Here is a 19,987-nt window from a genome sequence, read left to right as displayed (position 1 = left end):
ATGAGTGAGAGCACGGACCTCGACGTCCCCGGCGATGTCACCAGCCTGCTGGACCCCGACGCGCTGAAGGCCGCCGTCGCAGCCGCCGAGCGGGCCTTCGCCGAGGCGTCCGACCTCGCCGAGCTCGCCGCCGTGCGTCCCGCGCACCTCGGCGACCGCGCCCCGATCCTCCTCGCCCGCCGCGAGCTGGGCTCGCTGCCCGGGCCGGAGCGCGCCGACGCAGGCAAGCGCGTCAACGCCGCCCGCCAGCAGGCGCAGGAGGCGTTCGACGCCCGCCGCGCCGTGCTCGTCGAGGAGCGCGACGCGCGTGTGCTCGCCGAGGAGGCCGTCGACGTCACGCTGCCGTGGGACCGGGTCCCGCGCGGCGCCCGCCACCCGATCACGCAGATCGCCGAGCGCATCGCCGACGTGTTCGTCGCGATGGGCTGGGAGGTGGCCGAGGGGCCCGAGGTCGAGTCGTCCTGGCTGAACTTCGACGCGCTGAACTTCGGCAAGGACCACCCGGCGCGCACCATGCAGGACACGTTCTACCTCGGTGACTCCGAGACGTCCGGCACCGTGCTGCGCACCCACACCTCGCCGGTGCAGATCCGCGCGCTGCTCGAGCGCGACCTGCCCGTCTACGTCGTGTGCCCGGGCCGCACGTTCCGCACCGACGAGCTCGACGCCACCCACACGCCGGTGTTCCACCAGGTCGAAGGGCTCGCGATCGACAAGGGCCTCACCATGGCCCACCTCAAGGGCACGCTCGACGCGTTCGCCCGCGCGATGTTCGGGTCCGATGCGCGCGTCCGGCTGCGCCCGTCGTACTTCCCGTTCACCGAGCCGTCCGCCGAGACCGACCTGTGGTTCCCGCAGAAGAAGGGCGGACCGGGCTGGATCGAGTGGGGCGGCTCGGGCATGGTGCACCCCAACGTGCTGCGCGCCTGCGGCGTCGACCCCGAGGTCTACTCCGGCTTCGCGTTCGGCCACGGCCTGGAGCGCACGCTGCAGTTCCGCAACGGCATCCCCGACATGCGCGACATGGTCGAGGGCGACGTCCGCTTCAGCCGCGAGTTCGGCGTCTGAGTCTGCCCGGGAGGGCCAGAAGTGCGTGTTCCCCTGTCCTGGCTCGCCGAGCACCTCGGTGAGCTCCCGCCGGCCGACGAGACGGCAGACGCGTTCGTGCGCGTCGGGCTGGAGATCGAGGACGTCCACCGGCCCCCGGAGCTGACCGGCCCGCTCGTCGTCGGCCGGGTGCTGGAGTTCGAGGTCCTCGAAGGCCTGAAGAAGCCCATCCGCTGGTGCCAGGTCGACGTCGGCGAGAAGGTGCACGGCATCATCTGCGGCGCGGCCAACTTCGCGGCGGGCGACCTCGTCGTGGTCGCGCTGCCCGGGGCCGTGCTGCCCGGGCCGTTCCCGATCTCGTCCCGCAAGACGTACGGCCACGTCTCCGACGGCATGATCGCCTCCGCCCGCGAGCTGGGCATCGGCTCCGACCACGCCGGGATCATGGTGCTCCCGCCCGGCACGGCCGAGCCCGGCGCCGACGCGATGCCGCTGCTCGGGCTCGAGGACCCCGTCGTCGAGCTGGCCATCACCCCCGACCGGGGCTACTGCTTCTCGGTGCGCGGGCTCTCCCGCGAGCTGGCCTGCTCCCTCGACATCGACTTCCCCGACCCCGCCGCCCGGGTCGACGTGCCCGCCGCCGACGGCGACGCCTGGCCGGTGGAGCTCGCCGACCCCGGCTGCGCCCGGTTCGTCGCCCGCCGCGTCGACGGCGTCGACCCCGCTGCACCGTCGCCGTGGTGGATGCAGCGCCGGCTGCTCGCGGCCGGGATGCGGCCCATCTCGCTGATCGTCGACGTCACCAACTACGTCATGCTCGAACTCGGGCAGCCGCTGCACGCCTACGACGCCGCGCGGGTGTCCGGCCCGATCGTCGTGCGTCGCGCACGGGCGGGGGAGAAGCTGGTCACCCTCGACGACGTCGAGCGCACCCTCGACCCGGACGACCTGCTCATCACCGACGACTCGGGCCCCATCGGGCTCGCCGGGGTGATGGGTGGCGCGTCGACCGAGATCGCCGGGCCGGGCGAGGACGGGCGCATCGACGTCCTCATCGAGGCCGCCCACTTCGAGCAGACCGTGATCGCGCGGGCCGCCCGCAGGCACAAGCTGCCGTCGGAGGCCTCGAAGCGGTTCGAGCGGGTGGTCGACCCGCAGCTGCCGCCGGTGGCGGCCGAGCGGGCCGCCCAGCTGCTCGTCGAGCACGGTGGCGGCACGCTCGCCGCCGGCCGCACCGACGCGGGCGCCGCGCCGCAGCAGACGCCGGTGCGGATGCCGATCGACCTGCCCGACGAGGTCGCAGGCGTCTCGTACGCACCGGGGGCCACCGTGCGGCGGCTCACCCAGATCGGGTGCGCCGTGGACCTGGTCACCGGCGACGACGGTCGCGCGCGCGTGGTGGCCCTCCCGCCGTCGTGGCGGCCGGACCTCACACAGCCCGCCGACCTGGTGGAGGAGGTGCTGCGCCTCGAGGGCTACGACAAGATCCCGTCGGTGCTGCCCGCCGCGCCCGCCGGGCGCGGGCTCACGCCGGGTCAGGGGCGGCGCCGCGCCGTGTCGCGGGCGCTCGCCGAGGCCGGGTACGTCGAGGTGGAGCCGTTCCCGTTCGTCGGACCCACCGCCTGGGACGCCCTCGGACTGGCTGCCGACGACGTGCGCCGCCGCACCGTGCACGTGCTCAACCCCCTCGACGCGGAGCGCGCCGAGCTCGCCACCACCCTGCTCCCGGGCCTGCTGGACACGCTGGTGCGCAACCGCTCCCGCGGGGCTGCCGACCTCGCGCTCTTCCACGTCGGCCAGGTGGTGCTGCCGCACGCCCAGCCGGTGCCCATGCCCGACCCGGCTGTCACCGGCCGGCCGTCGGACACCGAGCTGGCCCAGATCGAGGCCGCCCTGCCGGCGCAGCCGCTGCACGTGGCCGCGGTGCTCGCCGGTGAGCGAGAGCAGCGCGGCTGGTGGGGGCCGGGCCGCACCGCCGGGTGGGCCGACGCCGTGCAGGCCGCGCGGCTGGTCGGACAGGCGGCGGGCGTCGAGCTGCGGGTCACCGCCGCCACGCTGCCGCCGTTCCACCCCGGTCGATGCGCCGCGCTGCGCGTCGGCGACTGGGTCGTGGGGCACGCGGGCGAGCTGCACCCGAAGGTCGTGGAGGCGCTCGGGCTGCCCGAGCGCACCTGCGCCATGGAGCTCGACCTCGACGCGATCCCGCTGACCGACCACAGGCCCGCGCCGAAGGTGTCGCCGTACCCGCCGATCGCGGTCGACGTCGCGCTGGTGGCCGACGCCGCCGTGCCGGCGGCGGACATCGCCGACACCCTGCACGACGGCGGCGGCGACCTCCTCGAAGACGTCCGCCTCTTCGACGTCTACACGGGTGAGCAGGTCGGTGCCGGGCGCCGGTCGCTGGCCTTCACGCTCCGGTTCCGCGCGCCCGACCGCACGCTGACCAGCGAAGAGGCCAACGAGGCCCGCGACGCGGCGGTCACACTGGCGGCCAAGCGGCACGCGGCGCAGCTGCGCGGGTAGCGCTCCCCGCAGGGGCCCCGCCGTCATGACCGGTCATCCGGGGATGCGGGACAGCGCCGCCTCGGCGGCGGCGCGCCACTCCTCGTCGGAGGGCACGCTGCCGGAGACCAGGACCGTGACCAGGTAGCGCTCGCCCGCGAGCTGCAGCGTGGGGCCCGCCGCGGTGCCGATCACCGCGGCTCCCGCCCCCACGTCCGGCAGCTCCCGCCGTCCCCCCACGCCCGCGGCGCGGACGTAGTCGGATGGCGAACCCGACCGCACTGCGTACACGTTGACCAGCGCCACCGGCTCCGCCCCGGCCGTCACCACGCACGCGGCGCTGCGCGACCCGTCGCCGCGGTCGACCGTGCCCTGCGCAGGAGGCTCCACAGGCAGGTCCACGAGCTCGCCGAGCTCCGTCGCGGTGAGCAGGCACTCGTCGGCCAGGACGTCGGCGACGAGGCCGTCGATGCGCGAGCCGGCGGCCCCGGCCGAACCGGAGACGACGGTGGTGCATCCCGGCACGCCGACAACCAGCGCGGCCACCACCGCGTACGCCAGGACCCGCCACACGTGGCGACCGTAACCAGCCCACCAGGTGCTCCGGGCCCGTTCCGCGCAATTCACCGCCGGTTGACGGTTCGCTGCTCGGCGGTCAGCTTCTGCCCGGCTGGGAAAGGCTCATGGGTCGGTCAGCCGAGCAGGAACGTGCGGGCCTGTTCGGCGACGGGCTCGGGGGCCGTCCAGAACGCGGAGTGGTCGTGGCCTGCCAAGGTCAGCACGGTGACGTTCGGCAAGATCGCGGCCAGCGCCTCGGCGCCGGTGCGCATGAACGCCTCACCGTTGCCGCCGACGGCGACGGCGATCGGCGCGTCGATGGTCCAGCGGTCGGTGGGCAGTGGCGTGCCGTCCTGGAGGCCGCGCCAGATCCGGCCGTCGTAGGCGTAGGTGTGGGCATAGGCCGCCATCTCCGCCCACGACGGGTCCGCCTTCATCATCGGGAGGTACTCGGCGGGGACACCGACCACCTCGGTCATGAAGTACTCGCTGGCCTCGCTGCGCTTGCCGGCCGCGACCAGCGCTTCCAGGTGCTCGACGGAGTCGGCAGGGACGGGCGGTCGGGAGCCGTCGACGATGAACGGAGGCTCGTAGAGGTAGAGGCCGCTGACCTTGTCGCCCAGTGCGCTGGCCGCATCCAGTGCGAGCCCACATCCGCCGGACCCGCTGGTCAGGGCCGCAGAACCGCCGAGGACGTCGATCAGTGCCGAGATGTCGTCGATCTCGCGTGCCGGGTCGTAGGGCTGCGGGTCACCGCTGGCGCCGCGGCCGCGACGATCGAAGCTGATCACGGTGAAGTCCTTGGCCAACGCGGTGACCAGGCCCGCGACGCTGGTGTGGTCCTCCGCGACGTTGCTGACCACGATGATCGCGGGGCCCGAACCGGTCTGCTCGTAGGCGATCGTGGTGCCGTCGGCCGAGGTGAGGGTGGACATGGTCTGTTCTCCTCCAGCGGGGTTGTCCTGGGTGTCCAGCACGCTGCCGAGCCGGTCGAGCGCCTCGGCGTAGCCATCGGTCATCTGCAGCTCGACGGCCCGTTGCAGCGCTGCGCCGTCGGGGAAGCTCGCCGCGACGTCGACGGTGCAGCCGGTGCCGGCAGCGGCGAAGGTGACCGTGGTGGGGAAGGTGTCGGTGCCATCGGGCCGCCATGCCTCGTCGGCGAACGCGTCGTCGTAGGCCAGTTCGGCACGCGGAACGACCACCTTGTAGGTGGCGACACTGCGGACCGCAGCTGCCGAGCCGTCCACCGGCGCGATCTGGAACCGCCAGCGGCCGCCGGGCCGCACGTCCATCTCGTACACGGTGGCCATCCAGCCCTGCGGCCCCCACCAGCGAGGGATCGCCTCGGCGTCGGTCCACGCCCACCAGGCGCGGTCGACGCCGGCGGCGTAGGTGCGGCTGATGTGGACGGTGTTGTTCGTCCTGTCGATCACGATGCCGTCGGGCACGGTCGACCTCCTCACGGGTTCGGCTCGGGTGCACGGTCGTCGTCGAGGAGGGAGCCGAGGCGATCCATCCGTTCCGCCCACAGAGCTGCGAAGCCCTGCACCCAGTCGCTGATCACATGCATCGCATCGGGGTGCAGCCGGTAGATCCGCTGCTGGGCCCGTTTGGTCACCTCGACCACGCCCGCCTCCGCGAGCAGCCGCAGGTGTCGGGACACCTGCGGCTGGCCCAGGCCGAGCGCATCGACGATGCCGCCGACCGGCTGCGGCCCGTCCTTCAGCAGCTCGACGATCCGGAACCGGTTCGGCTCCGAGATCGTCGCCAGTCGCTGCTGCACGGTGGCGGCCATGCCACTGAACATACTCGACGATATATATACACACAAGTAGATGTACGTGAGCGCCGGAGGCGTGCGCAGGCGCGAGCGAGGTGCGCGACCAGGTGCGTCAGCCGCCGAGGCGGCGCAGGGCCTCGCGGCGGGAGAGCGGGGAGAGGTCCGGGTGCTCGTCCACGAACCTGCGGACCCAATCCGGCTCGACGCGGGCGTGCTGGCGCAGGGCCCAGCCGATGCCCTTGCGGAGGAAGAAGTCGGGGTCGGCGAGGTTGGCCTCGATCGCCTCGGTGAGCAGCGCCGTGTCCGTGGCGTCGCGGGCCTGCAGCTGGCAGATCACGGACGTGCGGCGCAGCCAGCGGTCGGGGTCGGTGATCCAGCCCCGGATCACGGGGGGCAGCGCCGCGGGGTGGACCCGTAGGAGCGGGCCGATCCGGCGGCTCGCGATCTCGTCCGTGAAGTCCCACCACGCGCCCGTGACGATCCAGTGCCGCAGCAGCGGCACCCACGACGGGTCGAGCCACGGCACGTGCCGGCGGTGCCCCGCGAGCGACAGGGCGAGGTAGCGCTCCTCCCGGAACTCGGCGCCGTCCCACAGCTCCCGCACGACGGTGTCCAGCTCCGCGGGGCCTGCGAGCGGGTGCGCGGTGACCGCGGCCTCGAGCAGCTGCTCGCGCGCCGGCTTCGCGACCCCGCGCAACGGCATCGCCGACTTCATGTACCGCTGCATCTCAACGGCAGCCGCCGGGTTCGCGTTCGCGGCGAGGTCGGCCCTCAGTCGCTCGACGATCTCGTGCACGTCGGCACCGTACGGCCCCGGTTCAGGCAGGTCCCGTGGCGCGCTCGAACGTCCGGGCCCAGCCGCGGACGTGGTCGAGCAGCTCGGGCGGGGAGACCACCTCGAAGTCGGCGCCGATCGCCCCGAGCAGCATGGCCGGCCAGTCCAGCGAGTCGACGCGCATGGTCAGCCGGCAGCGGCCGTCGCCCGCGTCGTCGACGGTGCCCCAGCGCTCCACCATCTTCCGCACGCGCGCGGTGGGGGCGGCGACCAGCACCTCCACGGTCCAGCCGGGTACCTGGTCCGTCGACGCGCGCACGAATGCGGCGGCGTCCTCGGCCGGCAGCGAGCGGGGGAGGAACCGGGCGCCCGTGGTCCGCGGTGCGTCGATCCGGTCGACGCGGAAGCTGCGCCAGTCGTGGCGGCCGAGGTCGTAGGCGACGAGGTACCAGCGGCGGCCGAGCGACACGAGCCGCAGCGGTTCGACGTGCCGGTCGGTGCGCTCCCCGGACCTCGCGGTGTAGCCGAACTCGAGCCGCTCGGTGTCCCGGCAGGCCTGGGCGAGTGCGGTGAGCACGGCCGGGTCGGTGCTGGGTGCCGCGCTGCCCCAGGTCACCGGGACGGTCATGGCCCGCAGCGCGTCCACGCGGCGCCGCAGCCGGGGCGGCATCACCTGCACGACCTTGGTGAGCGCGCGCACCGACGACTCGGCGATCCCCGCCACCCCGCCGTGGGCGGCGGCCTGCAACCCGACCGCCAGGGCGACGGCCTCCTCGTCGTCCAGCACGAGCGGCGGGAGGGCGGCGCCCGCGGCGAGCTGGTACCCGCCGTCGACGCCGCGGCTCGCCTCGACGGGGTAGCCGAGCTCGCGGAGGCGGTCGATGTCGCGCCGCAGCGTCCGCACCGAGACGCCGAGCCGTACTGCCAGCTCGGGCCCCGGCCAGTACCGGTGGGTCTGCAGCAGCGACAGCAGCCGCAGCGTCCGCGAGCTCGTGTTGGCCATGTTCTCCAGGCTGCCCTGAATTGAGGTCAGAAAGTGGCACCAGCGAGGAATAACGTAGTCCTCAGCAGCAGCGATACGGGAGAGGCGAGACGCGATGACCAGCACCCAGGAGGCCCCTGTCATGACCACCACCGCGCTGACCGGAGAGCGTGCCGACATCCTGGAGACCCTCACGGTGCACCGGCAGTTCCTGCGCCACACCGTCCAGGGCCTCACCGACGACCAGGCCCGGCAGCGCAGCACGGCGAGCGAGCTGACCCTCGGCGGGCTGATCAAGCACGTGGCGGAGGTCGAGAAGGGGTGGGCGGACTTCGTCGTGGACGGGCCCGAGTCGATGGGCGGTGGCACCGACTGGAGCGAGCCGACCCCGGAGCAGATCGAGCAGTTCCGGGCGGGTTTCCAGCTGCTCCCCGACGAGACCCTCGACGGCGTCCTCGCCCGCTACGAGGAGGTCGCCCGGCGCACCGACGAGCTCGTGGCCACCGTCGACCTGGACCTCTCCCACCCACTCCCCGAGGCGCCGTGGTTCCCCAAGGGCGTCCGGCGTTCGGCCCGGCGGGCGTTCCTGCACATCGTCGCCGAGACGGCCCAGCACGCCGGGCACGCCGACATCATCCGCGAGTCCCTCGACGGCCAGAAGACGATGGGGTAGGTGCGGATCTCGCGCGCCACCGGCGCTACCGGGGTCGTTCGTCCTGCTCGTCGTCGGTGTCGACCACGTCCGGACTGTCCCCGCGTCCTTCGGGGTTGAGCTCCGACGCACCGGCGTCAGGTCGTTCCCCGGGTGGCGCGGTCATGGTCGGCTCCGAGTCCTGGTCGTGCTCGGAGGGCTCCGGGGAGTCCGTGCGGTGCTCGCTCATCCTCACCGTGTACCCGGGCATCGGCGGCTGAACGATCGGCACACGGAGGCCTTGTCGCGCCGCTCATACTCGTTTGCATCAGCTTGCGTCACCGTGCATAGTCATGCGCATGGCGCGGGTAGCGGTGGCAGGCGCGAGCGGGTACGCCGGGGGAGAGCTCCTCCGGCTGCTGCTCGGGCATCCGGACGTGGAGATCGGGGCACTCACAGCGGGCGGGAGCGCGGGCACGCGCCTGGGGGCGCACCAGCCCCATCTGCTCCCGCTGGCCGACCGCGTGCTGGAGGACACCACAGCCGAGACCCTCGCGGGCCATGACGTCGTCTTCCTCGCGCTGCCGCACGGGAAGTCCGCCGAGCTGGCCGCGCAGCTCGGTGCCGACACGGTCGTGATCGACTGCGGCGCCGACCACCGGCTCGCCGACCCGGCCGCGTGGGAGCGCTGGTACGGCGGCACGCACGCCGGTAGCTGGCCGTACGGCCTGCCCGAGCTGCCCGGTGCCCGGGACGCGCTCCGGGGTGCGAAGCGGGTCGCCGTCCCCGGCTGCTACCCGACGGCGGTGAACCTGGCGATGGCCCCGGCCTTCGCCGCCGGCATCGCAGAACCCGAGGTCGTCGTCACGGCCGTCACGGGTACGTCGGGCGCGGGCAGGTCGCTCAAGCCGCACCTGCTCGGTGCCGAGGTGATGGGCTCGCTGTCCGCCTACGGGGTGGGTGGAGTGCACCGGCACACCCCGGAGATGGTGCAGAACCTGTCCGCCGCGGCCGGCGCGCCGGTCACCGTGAGCTTCACGCCCGTCCTCGCCCCGCTGCCCCGCGGCATCCTCGCCACCTGCACCGCGCGCACGAGCGTGCCGGCGGCCGAGGCGGTCGAGGTCTACGCGAAGGCGTACGCCGACGAGCCCTTCGTGCACCTGCTCCCCGATGCCACCTGGCCGACAACGGCAGCCACGCTCGGGGCCAACACCGTCCTGCTGCAGGTCACGGTCGACCCGGACGCCGGCCGGCTGGTCGTCGTCGCCGCGATCGACAACCTCACCAAGGGCACAGCCGGCGGCGCGATCCAGTGCATGAACCTGGCGCTCGGCCTCACCGAGACCACCGGCCTGCCGGTGACGGGGGTGGCCCCGTGAGCGTGACGAGCCCCCAGGGCTTCCGGGCGTCCGGTGTCGTCGCCGGCATCCGCACGGGCGACGGGCCCGATCTCGCCCTCGTGGTCAACGACGGACCGCAGCACACCGCCGCCGGTGTCTTCACCCGCAACAAGGTCAAGGCCGCTCCCGTCCTGTGGTCGCAGCAGGTCCTGGCCACCGGCCGGCTGCGCGCGGTCGTCCTCAACGCCGGCAACGCCAACGCCTGCACCGGCCCGGAGGGCTTCCAGACCGCCCACGCCACCGCGGAGGAGGCCGCCCGGCTGCTCGGGTGCGGCGCGATCGAGGTCGCGGTGTGCTCCACCGGCCTGATCGGCTCCCAGCTGCCCCGCGACAACGTCCTCGCCGGTGTCGTCGCCGCGCACGACGCGCTCGGTGCCGACGCCGCGGCCGGCCTGGCCGCCGCCACCGCCGTGCTGACCACCGACACCGTCGCCAAGGAGGCCGCGCACGCCGACGCAGCAGGCTGGCGCCTCGGCGGCTTCACCAAGGGCGCCGGGATGATCGCGCCGTCGATGGCCACGATGCTGACGGTCGTCACCACCGACGCCGTGGTCGACGCGCCCGTCCTGGACGCGGCCCTGCGCGCAGCGGTGCGCATGAGCTTCGACCGCCTCGACATCGACGGCTGCATGTCCACCAACGACACGGTGCTGCTGCTCGCCTCCGGTGCGTCCGGGGTCGTCCCGGACACCGAGGCGTTCACCGCCGCGCTGACCGACCTGTGCAAGGACCTGGCGCGGCAGATGCAGGCCGACGCGGAGGGCGTCACGAAGCGGATCACCGTGCGCGTCACGGGCGCCGCCTCCGAGGACGACGCCGTCACGGTCGCCCGCACCGTGGCCCGCGACAGCCTCGTCAAGACGGCCCTGTTCGGCTCGGACCCGAACTGGGGCCGCATCGCCGCCGCCGTCGGGTACGCCGACGCGGCCGTCGACCCCGACCGGATCGACGTCACGATCAACGGCGTGCTGCTCTGCCAGGGCGGCGTGGCCGCCGGCGACCGGTCCGCCGCCGACCTCAAGGGCGCGGACATCCTCGTCGAGATCGCGCTCGGCCTCGGCGACGGCACCGCGGAGATCCTCACCACCGACCTGTCGCACGGCTACGTGGAGGAGAACAGTGCGTACTCCTCTTGAGGCCCGGCTGGAGCGCGCAGGCGAGAAGGCGGGGGTCCTCGCCGAGGCGCTGCCGTGGCTGCAGCGGTTCCACGACAAGATCGTCGTCGTCAAGTACGGCGGCAACGCGATGATCGACGAGGACCTCAAGCAGGCCTTCGCCCAGGACATGGTGTTCCTGCGGCTCGCCGGCATCCACCCCGTCGCGGTGCACGGCGGCGGCCCGCAGATCACCGCGATGCTCGACCGCCTCGGGCTGCCGGGCGAGTTCCGCGGCGGCCTGCGCGTCACCACGCCGGAGACGATCGACGTCGTCCGGATGGTGCTGGTCGGGCAGGTCGGGCGGGAGCTTGTCGGGCTGATCAACCAGCACGGGCCGTACGCCGTCGGCCTGTCCGGCGAGGACGCCAAGCTCTTCACGGCCGAGAAGCGCACCGCGCTCGTCGACGGTGAGGCGGTGGACATCGGGCTCGTCGGCGACGTCGTGCACGTCAACCCGGACGCGGTGCTCGACATCGTCAGCGCGGGGCGGATCCCGGTGGTCGCGGGCGTCGCCCCGGACGTCGACGGCACCGTCTACAACATCAACGCCGACAGCGCGGCCGCCGCGCTGGCGTCGGCGCTCGGCGCGGCGAAGCTCGTCGTGCTCACCGACGTGGCGGGGCTGTTCGCGAACTACCCCGACCCGGAGTCGGTGATCAGCGCCCTCACCGCCGACGAGCTGGAGCCGATGCTGCCCGGCCTGGCGAGCGGGATGGCGCCCAAGATGGAGGCCTGCCTCCGGGCGGTGCGCGGTGGCGTGCCGCAGGCCCACGTGATCGACGGGCGGATGCCGCACTCGGTGCTGCTCGAAGTCTTCACCAGCGAGGGAGTCGGAACGATGGTGACGCCGTGAGCGAGAACCTGACACAGCGGTGGCAGGCCGCGATGATGGACAACTACGGCACCCCGCCGCTCACGCTCGTGCGCGGCAGCGGCGCCGAGGTGTGGGACGCCGAGGGCAACCGCTACCTCGACCTGGTCGGCGGCATCGCGGTCAACGCGCTCGGCCACGCCCACCCGGCCGTCGTCGAGGCGGTCACCCGGCAGCTGCAGACGCTTGGCCACGCGTGCAACTTCTACATCACCGAGCCGCCCCTCGAGCTGGCCGAGAAGCTGCTCGAGCTGATCGGCGCTCCCGGCCGGGTGTACTTCTGCAACTCCGGCACCGAGGCGAACGAGGCCGCGTTCAAGATGGCCCGCCGCACCGGCCGATCGAAGATCATCGCCTGCGAGAACGCCTTCCACGGCCGCACGATGGGCGCGCTGGCCCTCACCGGCCAGGAGCCCAAGCGCGCGCCGTTCTACCCGTTGACGCCGGGCGTCGAGCACGTCCCGTTCGGGGACGTGGCCGCGCTCGACGCGGCGGTCGACGCCGACACGGCCGCCGTGTTCCTCGAGCCGATCCTCGGCGAGGCAGGCGCGATCACCCCGCCCGATGGCTACCTGCAGGCCGCCCGCCGCATCACCGCCGAGCGCGGCGCCCTGCTCGTGCTCGACGAGGTGCAGACCGGCATCGGCCGCACCGGATCCTGGTTCGCGTTCCAGCAGGCCGGCGTGGTGCCAGACGTCATCACGCTGGCGAAGGGGCTCGCGGGCGGGATGCCGATCGGCGCCTGCATCGGGCTCGGCGCGGCGGGGGAGCTGTTCGGCCCCGGCCAGCACGGCAGCACGTTCGGGGGCAACCCGGTGTGCGCGGCCGCCGCGCTGGCCGTGCTGCGCACGATCGCCGAGGACGGTCTGCTGGAGCACGTCACGCTCATCGGCAAGGAGATCGCGACCTCGATCGAGGCGATGGGCCACCCGCTCGTGCGCGACATCAGCGGCGCGGGCCTGCTGATCGGCATCGGGCTGCACGAGCCGGTGTCGGCCGCCGTGGCCACCGCCGCCCGCGCGGGCGGGTTCCTCGTCAACAACGCGGTGCCGGACCGGGTCCGGCTGGTGCCGCCGCTCGTCCTCACCGAGGCCCAGGCCCACGAGTTCCTCGCCGCCTTCCCGACGTTCCTGGACGCCGGACATGCCTAGGCACCTCCTGCGCGACGACGACCTGACGCCCGACGAGCAGCGGGAGGTCCTCGACCTCGCCGACGCGATGAAGGCCGACCGGTTCGCCCAGCGCCCCCTCGAAGGGCCGAAGGCCGTCGCCGTGCTGTTCGACAAGCCGTCCACCCGCACCCGGATCTCGTTCGAGGTGGGGATCGCGCAGCTCGGCGGCACCCCGCTGATCGTCGACGCCCAGGCGAGCCAGCTCGGCCGCGGCGAGACGATCGGCGACACCGCCCGCGTGCTGTCGCGCTACGTCGACGCGATCGTGTGGCGCACCGGCGACCAGTCCCGGATCGAGGAGATGGCCGCCGGATCGTCCGTGCCGGTCGTCAACGCGCTGACCGACCAGTTCCACCCGTGCCAGGTACTGGCCGACCTGCAGACGGTCCGCGAGCGGTTCGGCCGCCTCGCCGGCCTCACGCTCACCTACCTCGGCGACGGGGCCAACAACATGGCGCACTCCCTGCTCCTCGGGGGCGCCACGGCCGGCATGCACGTCCGGATCTGCGCCCCCGAGGGCTTCCAGCCCGACGGCGGCGTGGTGCGCGACGCGAAGGACCGGGCGTCCGACACCGGTGGGGGCGTGGAGCTGGTCGCCGACCCGCACGCCGCGGTCGACGGCGCGGACGTGGTCGTCACCGACACCTGGGTGTCGATGGGCCAGGAGCACGACGGCCTCGACCGGGCGGCGCCGTTCCGGCCGCTGCAGGTCAACGGGGCCCTGCTGGAACGGGCGGCCGACGGCGCGATCGTCCTGCACTGCCTGCCCGCCCATCGCGGCGACGAGATCACCGACGAGGTGCTCGACGGCCCGGCCAGCGCCGTGTGGGACGAGGCCGAGAACCGGCTGCACGCACAGAAGGCAATGCTCTCGTGGCTGCTCCGACAGGCATGACCACGGGGACGCGCGCGGCCCGCCAGGCTCGGATCGTGGAGCTGATCCGGGACCGGGCCGTGCACAGCCAGACCGAGCTGCTCGGGCTGCTGGAGTCCGAGGGCATCGCCACCACGCAGGCCACGCTCTCCCGCGACCTCGACGAGCTGGGCGCGCTCAAGGTCCGCGGCGCGTACGTGGTCCCCGACGACGGCAGCCCGGTGCGCGGGGTCGAGGGCGGCACGGCGCGGCTCGCCAAGCTGCTGGGGGACCTGCTGGTCTCCGCGGACGCGAGTGGGAACCTCGCGGTCCTGCGCACCCCGCCCGGTGGCGCCCACTATCTTGCGAGCGCGCTCGACCGCGCCGCCCTGCACGACGTCGTCGGCACGATCGCAGGCGACGACACCCTCCTGGTGGTGGCCCGCGAGCCGCTCACCGGCGCCCAACTCGTCGCGCGCCTGCGCGAGCTGTAGAGCAAGGAGCATCCAACTCGTGAGCAAGGTCCTGACCTCCCTCCCCAAGGGCGAGCGCATCGGCATCGCCTTCTCCGGAGGCCTCGACACCTCCGTGGCGGTCGCCTGGATGCGCGACAAGGGCGGGATCCCCTGCACCTACACCGCTGACCTCGGCCAGTACGACGAGCCGGACATCTCCGGTGTCCCCGCACGTGCGAAGCAGTACGGCGCCGAGATCGCCCGCGCGGTCGACATCAAGCCGCAGCTGGTCGAGGAGGGCCTCGCCGCGCTGGCGTGCGGCGCCTTCCACATCCGGTCCGGGGGCCGGACGTACTTCAACACCACACCGCTCGGCCGCGCCGTCACCGGGACGTTGCTGGTGCGCGCGATGCAGTCCGACGGCGTGAACATCTGGGGCGACGGCTCGACCTTCAAGGGCAACGACATCGAGCGGTTCTACCGCTACGGCCTGCTGGCCAACCCCGAGCTGCGCATCTACAAGCCGTGGCTCGACGCCGAGTTCGTCCAGGAGCTGGGCGGCCGCGACGAGATGAGCAAGTGGCTCACCTCCCACGGGCTGCCCTACCGGGACGCGGCCGAGAAGGCGTACTCCACCGACGCGAACATCTGGGGTGCCACCCACGAGGCCAAGACCCTCGAACACCTCCACGTGTCGCTGGAGACCATCGAGCCGATCATGGGGGTGAAGTTCTGGGACCCCTCGGTCGAGATCGAGACCGAGGACGTCGCGATCACCTTCGAAGCCGGGTACCCGGTGGCGATCAACGGCAGGCGGTTCGCCGACCAGGTCGCCCTCGTCCGGGAGGCCAACGCCATCGGCGGACGCCACGGCCTCGGCATGTCGGACCAGATCGAGAACCGGATCATCGAGGCCAAGTCGCGCGGCATCTACGAGGCGCCCGGGATGGCGCTGCTCTTCGCCGCCTACGAGCGGCTGCTCAACGCGATCCACAACGAGGACACCGTGGCCAACTACCAGGTCGAGGGCCGCAAGCTCGGCCGGCTGCTCTACGAGGGGCGCTGGCTCGACCCGCAGGCCCTGATGGTGCGCGAGTCGATCCAGCGCTGGGTCGCATCGCTGGTGACCGGCACCGTCACGCTGCGCCTGCGCCGCGGCGACGACTACACGATCCTCGACACCGACGGACCCGGCTTCTCCTACCACCCGGAGCGCCTGTCCATGGAGCGGGTCGAGAACGCCGCCTTCGGGCCGACCGACCGGATCGGCCAGCTCACCATGCGCAACCTCGACATCGCCGACTCCCGCGCCAAGCTGGAGGCCTACGCCGGACAGCCGCACGAGCAGGGCACGGTGCTCGTCGAGCACGGCACGCTCTTCGGCGAGCTGCCCGCAGGCGGTTTCGACCGGATCGCGACGGCCGACGAGGCCGCCGAGCGCGAATCGGAGAAGTCCCTCGACGAGGCGGCGCTGGAAGCGGGTACCGACTGATGGCCCTGTGGGGTGGCCGGTTCGCCTCCGGGCCCGCCGACGCGCTCGCCGCGCTCTCGAAGTCCACCCAGTTCGACTGGCGCCTCGCGCCGTACGACCTGCGGGCCTCGATGGCGCACGCCCGCGTGCTCGCCCGGGCCGGCCTGCTCACCGACGACGAGCTGGCCGGGATGCTCGACGCCCTCGCCAAGCTGGCGGCCGACGTCGAGTCGGGCGCGTTCGGCCCGGCCCCCGACGACGAGGACGTGCACTCCGCGCTGGAGCGCGGCCTCATCGAGCGGGCCGGGCCGGAGCTGGGCGGCAAGCTGCGGGCCGGGCGGTCGCGCAACGACCAGGTCGCCACGCTCTTCCGGATGTGGCTGCGGGATGCCGCCGGCCGGGTCGGCACCGGTGTGCTGGACGTCGTCGACGCCCTCGTCGCCCAGGCCGGGGCGCATCCGGACGCGCCCATGCCAGGGCGCACCCACCTGCAGCACGCCCAGCCCGTCCTGCTCGCGCACCACCTGGCCGCGCACGCGCACGCCCTGCTGCGCGACGTCGACCGGCTGCGCGACTGGGACCGCCGGGCGGCTGTCTCGCCGTACGGGTCGGGCGCGCTCGCCGGCTCGTCGCTCGGGCTCGACCCCGAGGCCGTCGCCGCGGAGCTGGGTTTCGACTCGTCGTCGGCCAACTCGATCGACGGCACCGCGTCGCGCGACTTCGCAGCCGAGGCCGCGTTCGTGCTGGCCATGGTCGCCGTCGACCTGTCCCGGATCGCCGAGGAGGTGATCCTCTGGGCCACGGCGGAGTTCGGCTACGTCACGCTCGACGACGCCTTCTCCACCGGCAGCTCGATCATGCCGCAGAAGAAGAACCCGGACGTCGCCGAGCTGGCACGCGGCAAGGCCGGGCGGCTCATCGGCAACCTTTCCGGGCTGCTCGCCACGCTCAAGGGCCTCCCGCTCGCCTACAACCGCGACCTGCAGGAGGACAAGGAGCCGCTGTTCGACTCGGTCGAGCAGCTGGAGCTGCTGCTCCCGGCCGTCGCCGGGATGGTGGCCACGCTCACGTTCCACACCGACCGGCTCGCCGAGCTGGCCCCGGCCGGTTTCACCCTCGCAACGGACGTCGCCGAATGGCTGGTCCGCCAGGGCGTGCCGTTCCGGGTGGCGCACGAGGCCGCGGGCGGCTGCGTGCGCGCGGCGGAGGCCCGCGGTGTCGGGTTGGCGGACCTCACCGACGCGGAACTGGCCGCCGTCCACCCGAGCCTGACCCCGGACGTGCGTGCCGTGCTGACCGTGGCAGGCTCCATCGCGTCCCGGGCCGCCCGCGGTGGCACCGCCGGTGTGCGGGTCGCCGAGCAGCTCGCCGACCTGCGCGCCACCGCCGCCACCGCGCGGCAGGCCCTCATCCGAGTTGGAGGATCAGCATGACCACGCCGGGGCTGGAGGACGCCCGCACCGCCTACGAGAAGCTCCGGGCCGAGGGCATGAAGCTCGACCTCACCCGGGGCAAGCCGTCGGCCGAGCAGCTCGACCTCGCCACCCCGATGCTGAGCCTGCTCGGCGCAGCCGACTTCCGCGCCGCCGACGGCACCGACACCCGCAACTACGGCGGCCTGCACGGCCTCCCGGAGCTGCGGGCGCTCTTCGCGCCGTTCCTGCAGGTGCCGGTCGAGCAGCTGGTCGCGTCCGGCAACTCCAGCCTCGAGGTCATGCACGACACGCTCGTGCACGCGATGCTCAGCCCCCTGCCCGGAGCGGAACGGCGCTGGGCCGACGAGGAGCGGGTGGTCTTCCTCGCCCCCGTCCCCGGCTACGACCGGCACTTCTCCGTGTGCGAGCGGCTCGGCATCGAGATGGTGACGGTGCCGATGACCGCCGACGGTCCCGACATGGCCGTCGTCGAGGAGCTGGTGGCCACCGACCCGACGATCAAGGGCATCTGGTGCGTGCCGAAGTACTCCAACCCCACGGGCGCGGTGTACTCGGACGAGACGGTGCGCAGGCTCGCCTCGATGCCCACGGCGGCACCCGACTTCCGGATCATCTGGGACAACGCCTACACCGTGCACCACCTCACCGACGACGAGGTGGAGATCGCGGACCTGCTGGCGCTCGCCACCGAGGCGGGCAACGCGAACCGCCCCTTCGTCATCGGCTCCACGTCGAAGATCACCCTGGCCGGCGCGGGCGTGGCGTTCCTCGGCGCCTCGGCGGAGAACATCGACTGGTGGCTCCGGCTCACCTCCAAGCGCACGATCGGCCCTGACAAGACCAACCACCTGCGCCACGTGCGGTTCCTCCGCGACGCGGACGGCCTGCGCGAGCACATGCGCAAGCACCGCGAGATCATCGCCCCGAAGTTCGCGGCGGTCGACGAGGTGCTCACGCGCGAGTTCGCCGGCACCCCCGGCGTCGAGTGGTCGAAGCCGGTGGGGGGTTACTTCGTCACGCTGACCGTGCCGGAGGGCACCGCCACCGAGATCGTCCGGCTCGCCAAGGAGGCCGGCCTGGCGCTCACCCCCGCCGGCGCCACGCACCCGTACGGCGAGGACCCGCAGGACAGCACCATCCGGCTCGCGCCGACGTTCCCCGTGCTCGCCGAGGTGCGCAAGGCGATGGAGGGCGTGGCGGTGTGCGTGCGGCTGGCGCTGGCCGAACGTGGGTGACCTCCTCCCGCGGGAGGAGCTGGCCGTCGACGTCGTCGAGGCGGCCGTGCGGCTGCTCGGCTGCACGGTCGTCTCGGACACGCCGGAGGGCGCGGTAGCCGTCCGGCTCGTCGAGGTGGAGGCCTACCGCGGCGCCGACGATCCGGCGTCGCACAGCTTCCGCGGGCGCACGCCGCGCAACGCGGTGATGTTCGGGCCGGCCGGGCACCTGTACGTCTACTTCGTCTACGGCATGCACTTCTGCGCCAACATCAGCGCGCTGGAGGACGGAGAGGCCGGCGCGGTGCTGCTGCGCGCGGGCGAGGTCGTGTCGGACCTCGCGGTCGCCCACGTGCGGCGGCCGACGGCACGGCGTGACGACGATCTCGCCAAGGGTCCGGCCCGGCTCGCGTCGCTGCTCGGGCTGGGGCGGGAGCACAACGGCGTCGACGTGACCGATGCCACGTCCCCGGTGCGGCTCCTGGCCGCGCCGCCCGTCGACCGCGCGCTCGTGCGCACGGGCCCGCGGGTCGGGGTGGCGGCGGCCCACGAGCTGCCGTGGCGGTTCTGGCTGGACGGCTCGCCCGCGGTGAGCCAGTACCGGCCCGGTCGTGGCGCGCCGATCACTTCGACTGGACGAGCAGGGTAGGGCAACCTAACCTTCGCGCGTGATCGTCCGCCTGCGTGCCTTCGTGGCCTTCCTGGCTGCCGCCGTCCTGATCAGCGCGTGCGGGGGAGGTGGATCCGCCCCCGGGGCGGAGGCGCCGCCGGCTGCGGGGCCAGATGGCGCGTTCCCGGTCACGGTGCAGCACTCGCTCGGCTCGACCGAGGTTCCGGCTGCGCCGCAGCGCGTGGTGTCGCTCGGATATACCGATCAGGACACGATCCTCGCGCTCGGTGTGGTGCCCGTCGCCATCCGCGAGTTCACCGGCAACCGGCCGGCGGCCACCTGGCCGTGGGCGAGCGACCGCCTGCAGGGCGGGCAGCCGCAGGTGCTCACGGGTGAGGTCAGCACGGAGGCGATCGCGGCGCTTCGGCCCGACCTCATCGTCGCGGTGTCGGCCGGGCTGACCCAGGAGCAGTACGCCACGTACTCGCGCATCGCGCCCACGATCACGCAACCGCCCGGCGCGGACGCGTACCAGACCGCGTGGCAGGACGCGACCCGCCTGATCGGCACCGCGCTCGGCAAGGCGGCCGAGGCCGAGCGCCTCGTCGCCGACCTGGAGGCGCGGTTCGCCGCGGTTCGCGCGCAGTACCCGCAGTTCGGCGGGAAGCGGGCCGCGGTGGCCGCGGCGAGCTCGAGTGGCAACGGTCACTACTTCGTGTGGACCTCGGACGACAACCGCGGGCGTTTCCTCACCGCACTCGGCTTCACCGTGCCCGCGCAGTTCGACGAGCTGGCCGCCGGCGACTTCTACGCCGACATCAGCGGCGAGCAGCTCGGCCTGCTCGACCAGAACGACCTCGTGGGGTGGATCACGATCCCCGGCACGCCGAACCCGGGGATCTCCCAGCAGACCGGCGCGGCCGCGTTGCGCGTGGCCCGGGAGGGTCGTGTGGTGGAGCTCACCGAGGAGCAGGGCGTCGCGCTCTCGTTCAGCAGCGTGCTCAGCCTCCCCGCGCTGCTCGACGAGCTGCCGGCCGAGTTCGCCGCGCGTCTGGGCGGCTGAAATGCCCTAG

General features: G+C 73.3%; 20 protein-coding genes. 14 read left to right on the top strand and 6 right to left on the bottom strand.

What is annotated here, in order from left to right; genetic code table 11:
• Nucleotides 1-1,068 carry a phenylalanine--tRNA ligase subunit alpha gene (gene pheS, locus FB388_RS21590; RefSeq protein ID WP_142104033.1) on the top strand — a complete coding sequence of 356 codons (1,068 nt, stop codon included), beginning with the start codon at nt 1-3 and terminating at the stop codon, nt 1,066-1,068.
• A 21-nt stretch (nt 1,069-1,089) separates the two neighbouring features.
• Entirely contained in the window at nt 1,090-3,570 is a 2,481-nt protein-coding gene (gene pheT, locus FB388_RS21585) for a phenylalanine--tRNA ligase subunit beta (protein ID WP_142104032.1), read from the top strand.
• A gap of 33 nt (nt 3,571-3,603) precedes the next feature.
• Here the strand turns inward: pheT and FB388_RS21580 are convergent, their stop codons facing one another.
• From FB388_RS21580 to FB388_RS21555, 5 genes are all read right to left on the bottom strand, one after another.
• Nucleotides 3,604-4,122 (bottom strand): hypothetical protein, encoded by a 519-nt coding sequence (locus FB388_RS21580; RefSeq protein ID WP_142104031.1) that lies wholly within the window; start codon nt 4,120-4,122, stop codon nt 3,604-3,606.
• A 119-nt stretch (nt 4,123-4,241) separates the two neighbouring features.
• Nucleotides 4,242-5,555, bottom strand: coding sequence for an alpha/beta fold hydrolase (locus tag FB388_RS39545; protein ID WP_170225775.1), 1,314 nt, complete (start codon nt 5,553-5,555; stop codon nt 4,242-4,244).
• Nucleotides 5,556-5,566: 11 nt separating this feature from the next.
• Nucleotides 5,567-5,902, bottom strand: coding sequence for an ArsR/SmtB family transcription factor (locus FB388_RS21565; RefSeq protein ID WP_142106180.1), 336 nt, complete (start codon nt 5,900-5,902; stop codon nt 5,567-5,569).
• A 97-nt stretch (nt 5,903-5,999) separates the two neighbouring features.
• Nucleotides 6,000-6,683, bottom strand: coding sequence for a DNA alkylation repair protein (locus FB388_RS21560; RefSeq protein ID WP_246122267.1), 684 nt, complete (start codon nt 6,681-6,683; stop codon nt 6,000-6,002).
• 22 nt (nt 6,684-6,705) lie between these two features.
• A complete protein-coding gene (locus tag FB388_RS21555) occupies nt 6,706-7,665 on the bottom strand; it encodes a helix-turn-helix transcriptional regulator (RefSeq protein ID WP_142104030.1) in 960 nt (319 codons plus the stop codon).
• Between the two features lie 94 nt (nt 7,666-7,759).
• On the opposite strand from FB388_RS21555, the gene FB388_RS21550 reads away from it, so the two are divergent.
• Nucleotides 7,760-8,317 carry a DinB family protein gene (locus FB388_RS21550; protein WP_170225774.1) on the top strand — a complete coding sequence of 186 codons (558 nt, stop codon included), beginning with the start codon at nt 7,760-7,762 and terminating at the stop codon, nt 8,315-8,317.
• 25 nt (nt 8,318-8,342) lie between these two features.
• Here the strand turns inward: FB388_RS21550 and FB388_RS21545 are convergent, their stop codons facing one another.
• Nucleotides 8,343-8,525: a hypothetical protein gene (locus tag FB388_RS21545; RefSeq protein WP_142104029.1), complete on the bottom strand. Its 183-nt coding sequence runs from the start codon at nt 8,523-8,525 to the stop codon at nt 8,343-8,345.
• Nucleotides 8,526-8,628: 103 nt separating this feature from the next.
• On the opposite strand from FB388_RS21545, the gene argC reads away from it, so the two are divergent.
• The 11 genes from argC to FB388_RS21490 are packed head-to-tail and all read left to right on the top strand — an operon-like array spanning nt 8,629 to nt 19,977.
• Nucleotides 8,629-9,654, top strand: coding sequence for an N-acetyl-gamma-glutamyl-phosphate reductase (gene argC / locus FB388_RS21540; RefSeq protein ID WP_142104028.1), 1,026 nt, complete (start codon nt 8,629-8,631; stop codon nt 9,652-9,654).
• On the top strand, nt 9,651-10,811 hold the full coding sequence (argJ, locus tag FB388_RS21535; RefSeq protein WP_142104027.1) for a bifunctional glutamate N-acetyltransferase/amino-acid acetyltransferase ArgJ: 1,161 nt from the start codon (nt 9,651-9,653) through the stop codon (nt 10,809-10,811). Before argC ends, argJ begins: the two co-directional genes overlap by 4 nt.
• Complete coding sequence (argB, locus tag FB388_RS21530; RefSeq protein ID WP_142104026.1) at nt 10,795-11,685, top strand: acetylglutamate kinase; 891 nt, start codon at nt 10,795-10,797, stop codon at nt 11,683-11,685. Before argJ ends, argB begins: the two co-directional genes overlap by 17 nt.
• Complete coding sequence (locus tag FB388_RS21525; protein WP_142104025.1) at nt 11,682-12,854, top strand: acetylornithine transaminase; 1,173 nt, start codon at nt 11,682-11,684, stop codon at nt 12,852-12,854. The genes argB and FB388_RS21525 overlap by 4 nt, the downstream gene beginning before the upstream one ends.
• The gene (argF, locus tag FB388_RS21520; RefSeq protein WP_142104024.1) at nt 12,847-13,770 is read left to right on the top strand and encodes an ornithine carbamoyltransferase; all 924 of its coding nucleotides are present in this window, start codon (nt 12,847-12,849) and stop codon (nt 13,768-13,770) included. The genes FB388_RS21525 and argF overlap by 8 nt, the downstream gene beginning before the upstream one ends.
• On the top strand, nt 13,767-14,222 hold the full coding sequence (locus FB388_RS21515) for an arginine repressor (RefSeq protein WP_142106177.1): 456 nt from the start codon (nt 13,767-13,769) through the stop codon (nt 14,220-14,222). The genes argF and FB388_RS21515 overlap by 4 nt, the downstream gene beginning before the upstream one ends.
• Nucleotides 14,223-14,241: 19 nt before the next feature.
• Nucleotides 14,242-15,675 (top strand): argininosuccinate synthase, encoded by a 1,434-nt coding sequence (gene argG, locus FB388_RS21510; protein ID WP_142104023.1) that lies wholly within the window; start codon nt 14,242-14,244, stop codon nt 15,673-15,675.
• Nucleotides 15,675-17,087 (top strand): argininosuccinate lyase, encoded by a 1,413-nt coding sequence (gene argH, locus FB388_RS21505; RefSeq protein WP_142104022.1) that lies wholly within the window; start codon nt 15,675-15,677, stop codon nt 17,085-17,087. The genes argG and argH overlap by 1 nt, the downstream gene beginning before the upstream one ends.
• Nucleotides 17,084-18,325: an aspartate aminotransferase type Ic gene (locus FB388_RS21500; RefSeq protein ID WP_142104021.1), complete on the top strand. Its 1,242-nt coding sequence runs from the start codon at nt 17,084-17,086 to the stop codon at nt 18,323-18,325. The genes argH and FB388_RS21500 overlap by 4 nt, the downstream gene beginning before the upstream one ends.
• A complete protein-coding gene (locus FB388_RS21495; protein ID WP_142104020.1) occupies nt 18,318-18,953 on the top strand; it encodes a DNA-3-methyladenine glycosylase in 636 nt (211 codons plus the stop codon). The genes FB388_RS21500 and FB388_RS21495 overlap by 8 nt, the downstream gene beginning before the upstream one ends.
• Before the next feature lie 19 nt (nt 18,954-18,972).
• Nucleotides 18,973-19,977 carry an iron-siderophore ABC transporter substrate-binding protein gene (locus FB388_RS21490; RefSeq protein WP_142104019.1) on the top strand — a complete coding sequence of 335 codons (1,005 nt, stop codon included), beginning with the start codon at nt 18,973-18,975 and terminating at the stop codon, nt 19,975-19,977.
• The last annotated feature ends 10 nt before the right edge of the window (nt 19,978-19,987 follow it).

This window comes from Pseudonocardia cypriaca, from assembly GCF_006717045.1.
GTDB classification, from domain to species: Bacteria; Actinomycetota; Actinomycetes; order Mycobacteriales; family Pseudonocardiaceae; genus Pseudonocardia; species Pseudonocardia cypriaca.
The sequence above is the reverse complement of the archived record's forward strand: the minus strand, read 5'-3'. Positions and strand labels throughout refer to the sequence as shown.

Excerpts from the sequence above, each read along its gene's own strand:
- pheS (WP_142104033.1), top strand. The coding sequence starts at position 1 with ATGAGTGAGAGCACGGACCTCGACGTCCCCGGCGATGTCACCAGCCTG.
- FB388_RS21565 (WP_142106180.1), bottom strand. The coding sequence starts at position 5,902 with ATGGCCGCCACCGTGCAGCAGCGACTGGCGACGATCTCGGAGCCGAAC.
- FB388_RS21555 (WP_142104030.1), bottom strand. The coding sequence starts at position 7,665 with ATGGCCAACACGAGCTCGCGGACGCTGCGGCTGCTGTCGCTGCTGCAG.
- FB388_RS21550 (WP_170225774.1), top strand. The coding sequence starts at position 7,760 with ATGACCAGCACCCAGGAGGCCCCTGTCATGACCACCACCGCGCTGACC.
- FB388_RS21545 (WP_142104029.1), bottom strand. The coding sequence starts at position 8,525 with ATGAGCGAGCACCGCACGGACTCCCCGGAGCCCTCCGAGCACGACCAG.
- argC (WP_142104028.1), top strand. The coding sequence starts at position 8,629 with ATGCGCATGGCGCGGGTAGCGGTGGCAGGCGCGAGCGGGTACGCCGGG.
- argF (WP_142104024.1), top strand. The coding sequence starts at position 12,847 with ATGCCTAGGCACCTCCTGCGCGACGACGACCTGACGCCCGACGAGCAG.
- FB388_RS21515 (WP_142106177.1), top strand. The coding sequence starts at position 13,767 with ATGACCACGGGGACGCGCGCGGCCCGCCAGGCTCGGATCGTGGAGCTG.
- argH (WP_142104022.1), top strand. The coding sequence starts at position 15,675 with ATGGCCCTGTGGGGTGGCCGGTTCGCCTCCGGGCCCGCCGACGCGCTC.
- FB388_RS21500 (WP_142104021.1), top strand. The coding sequence starts at position 17,084 with ATGACCACGCCGGGGCTGGAGGACGCCCGCACCGCCTACGAGAAGCTC.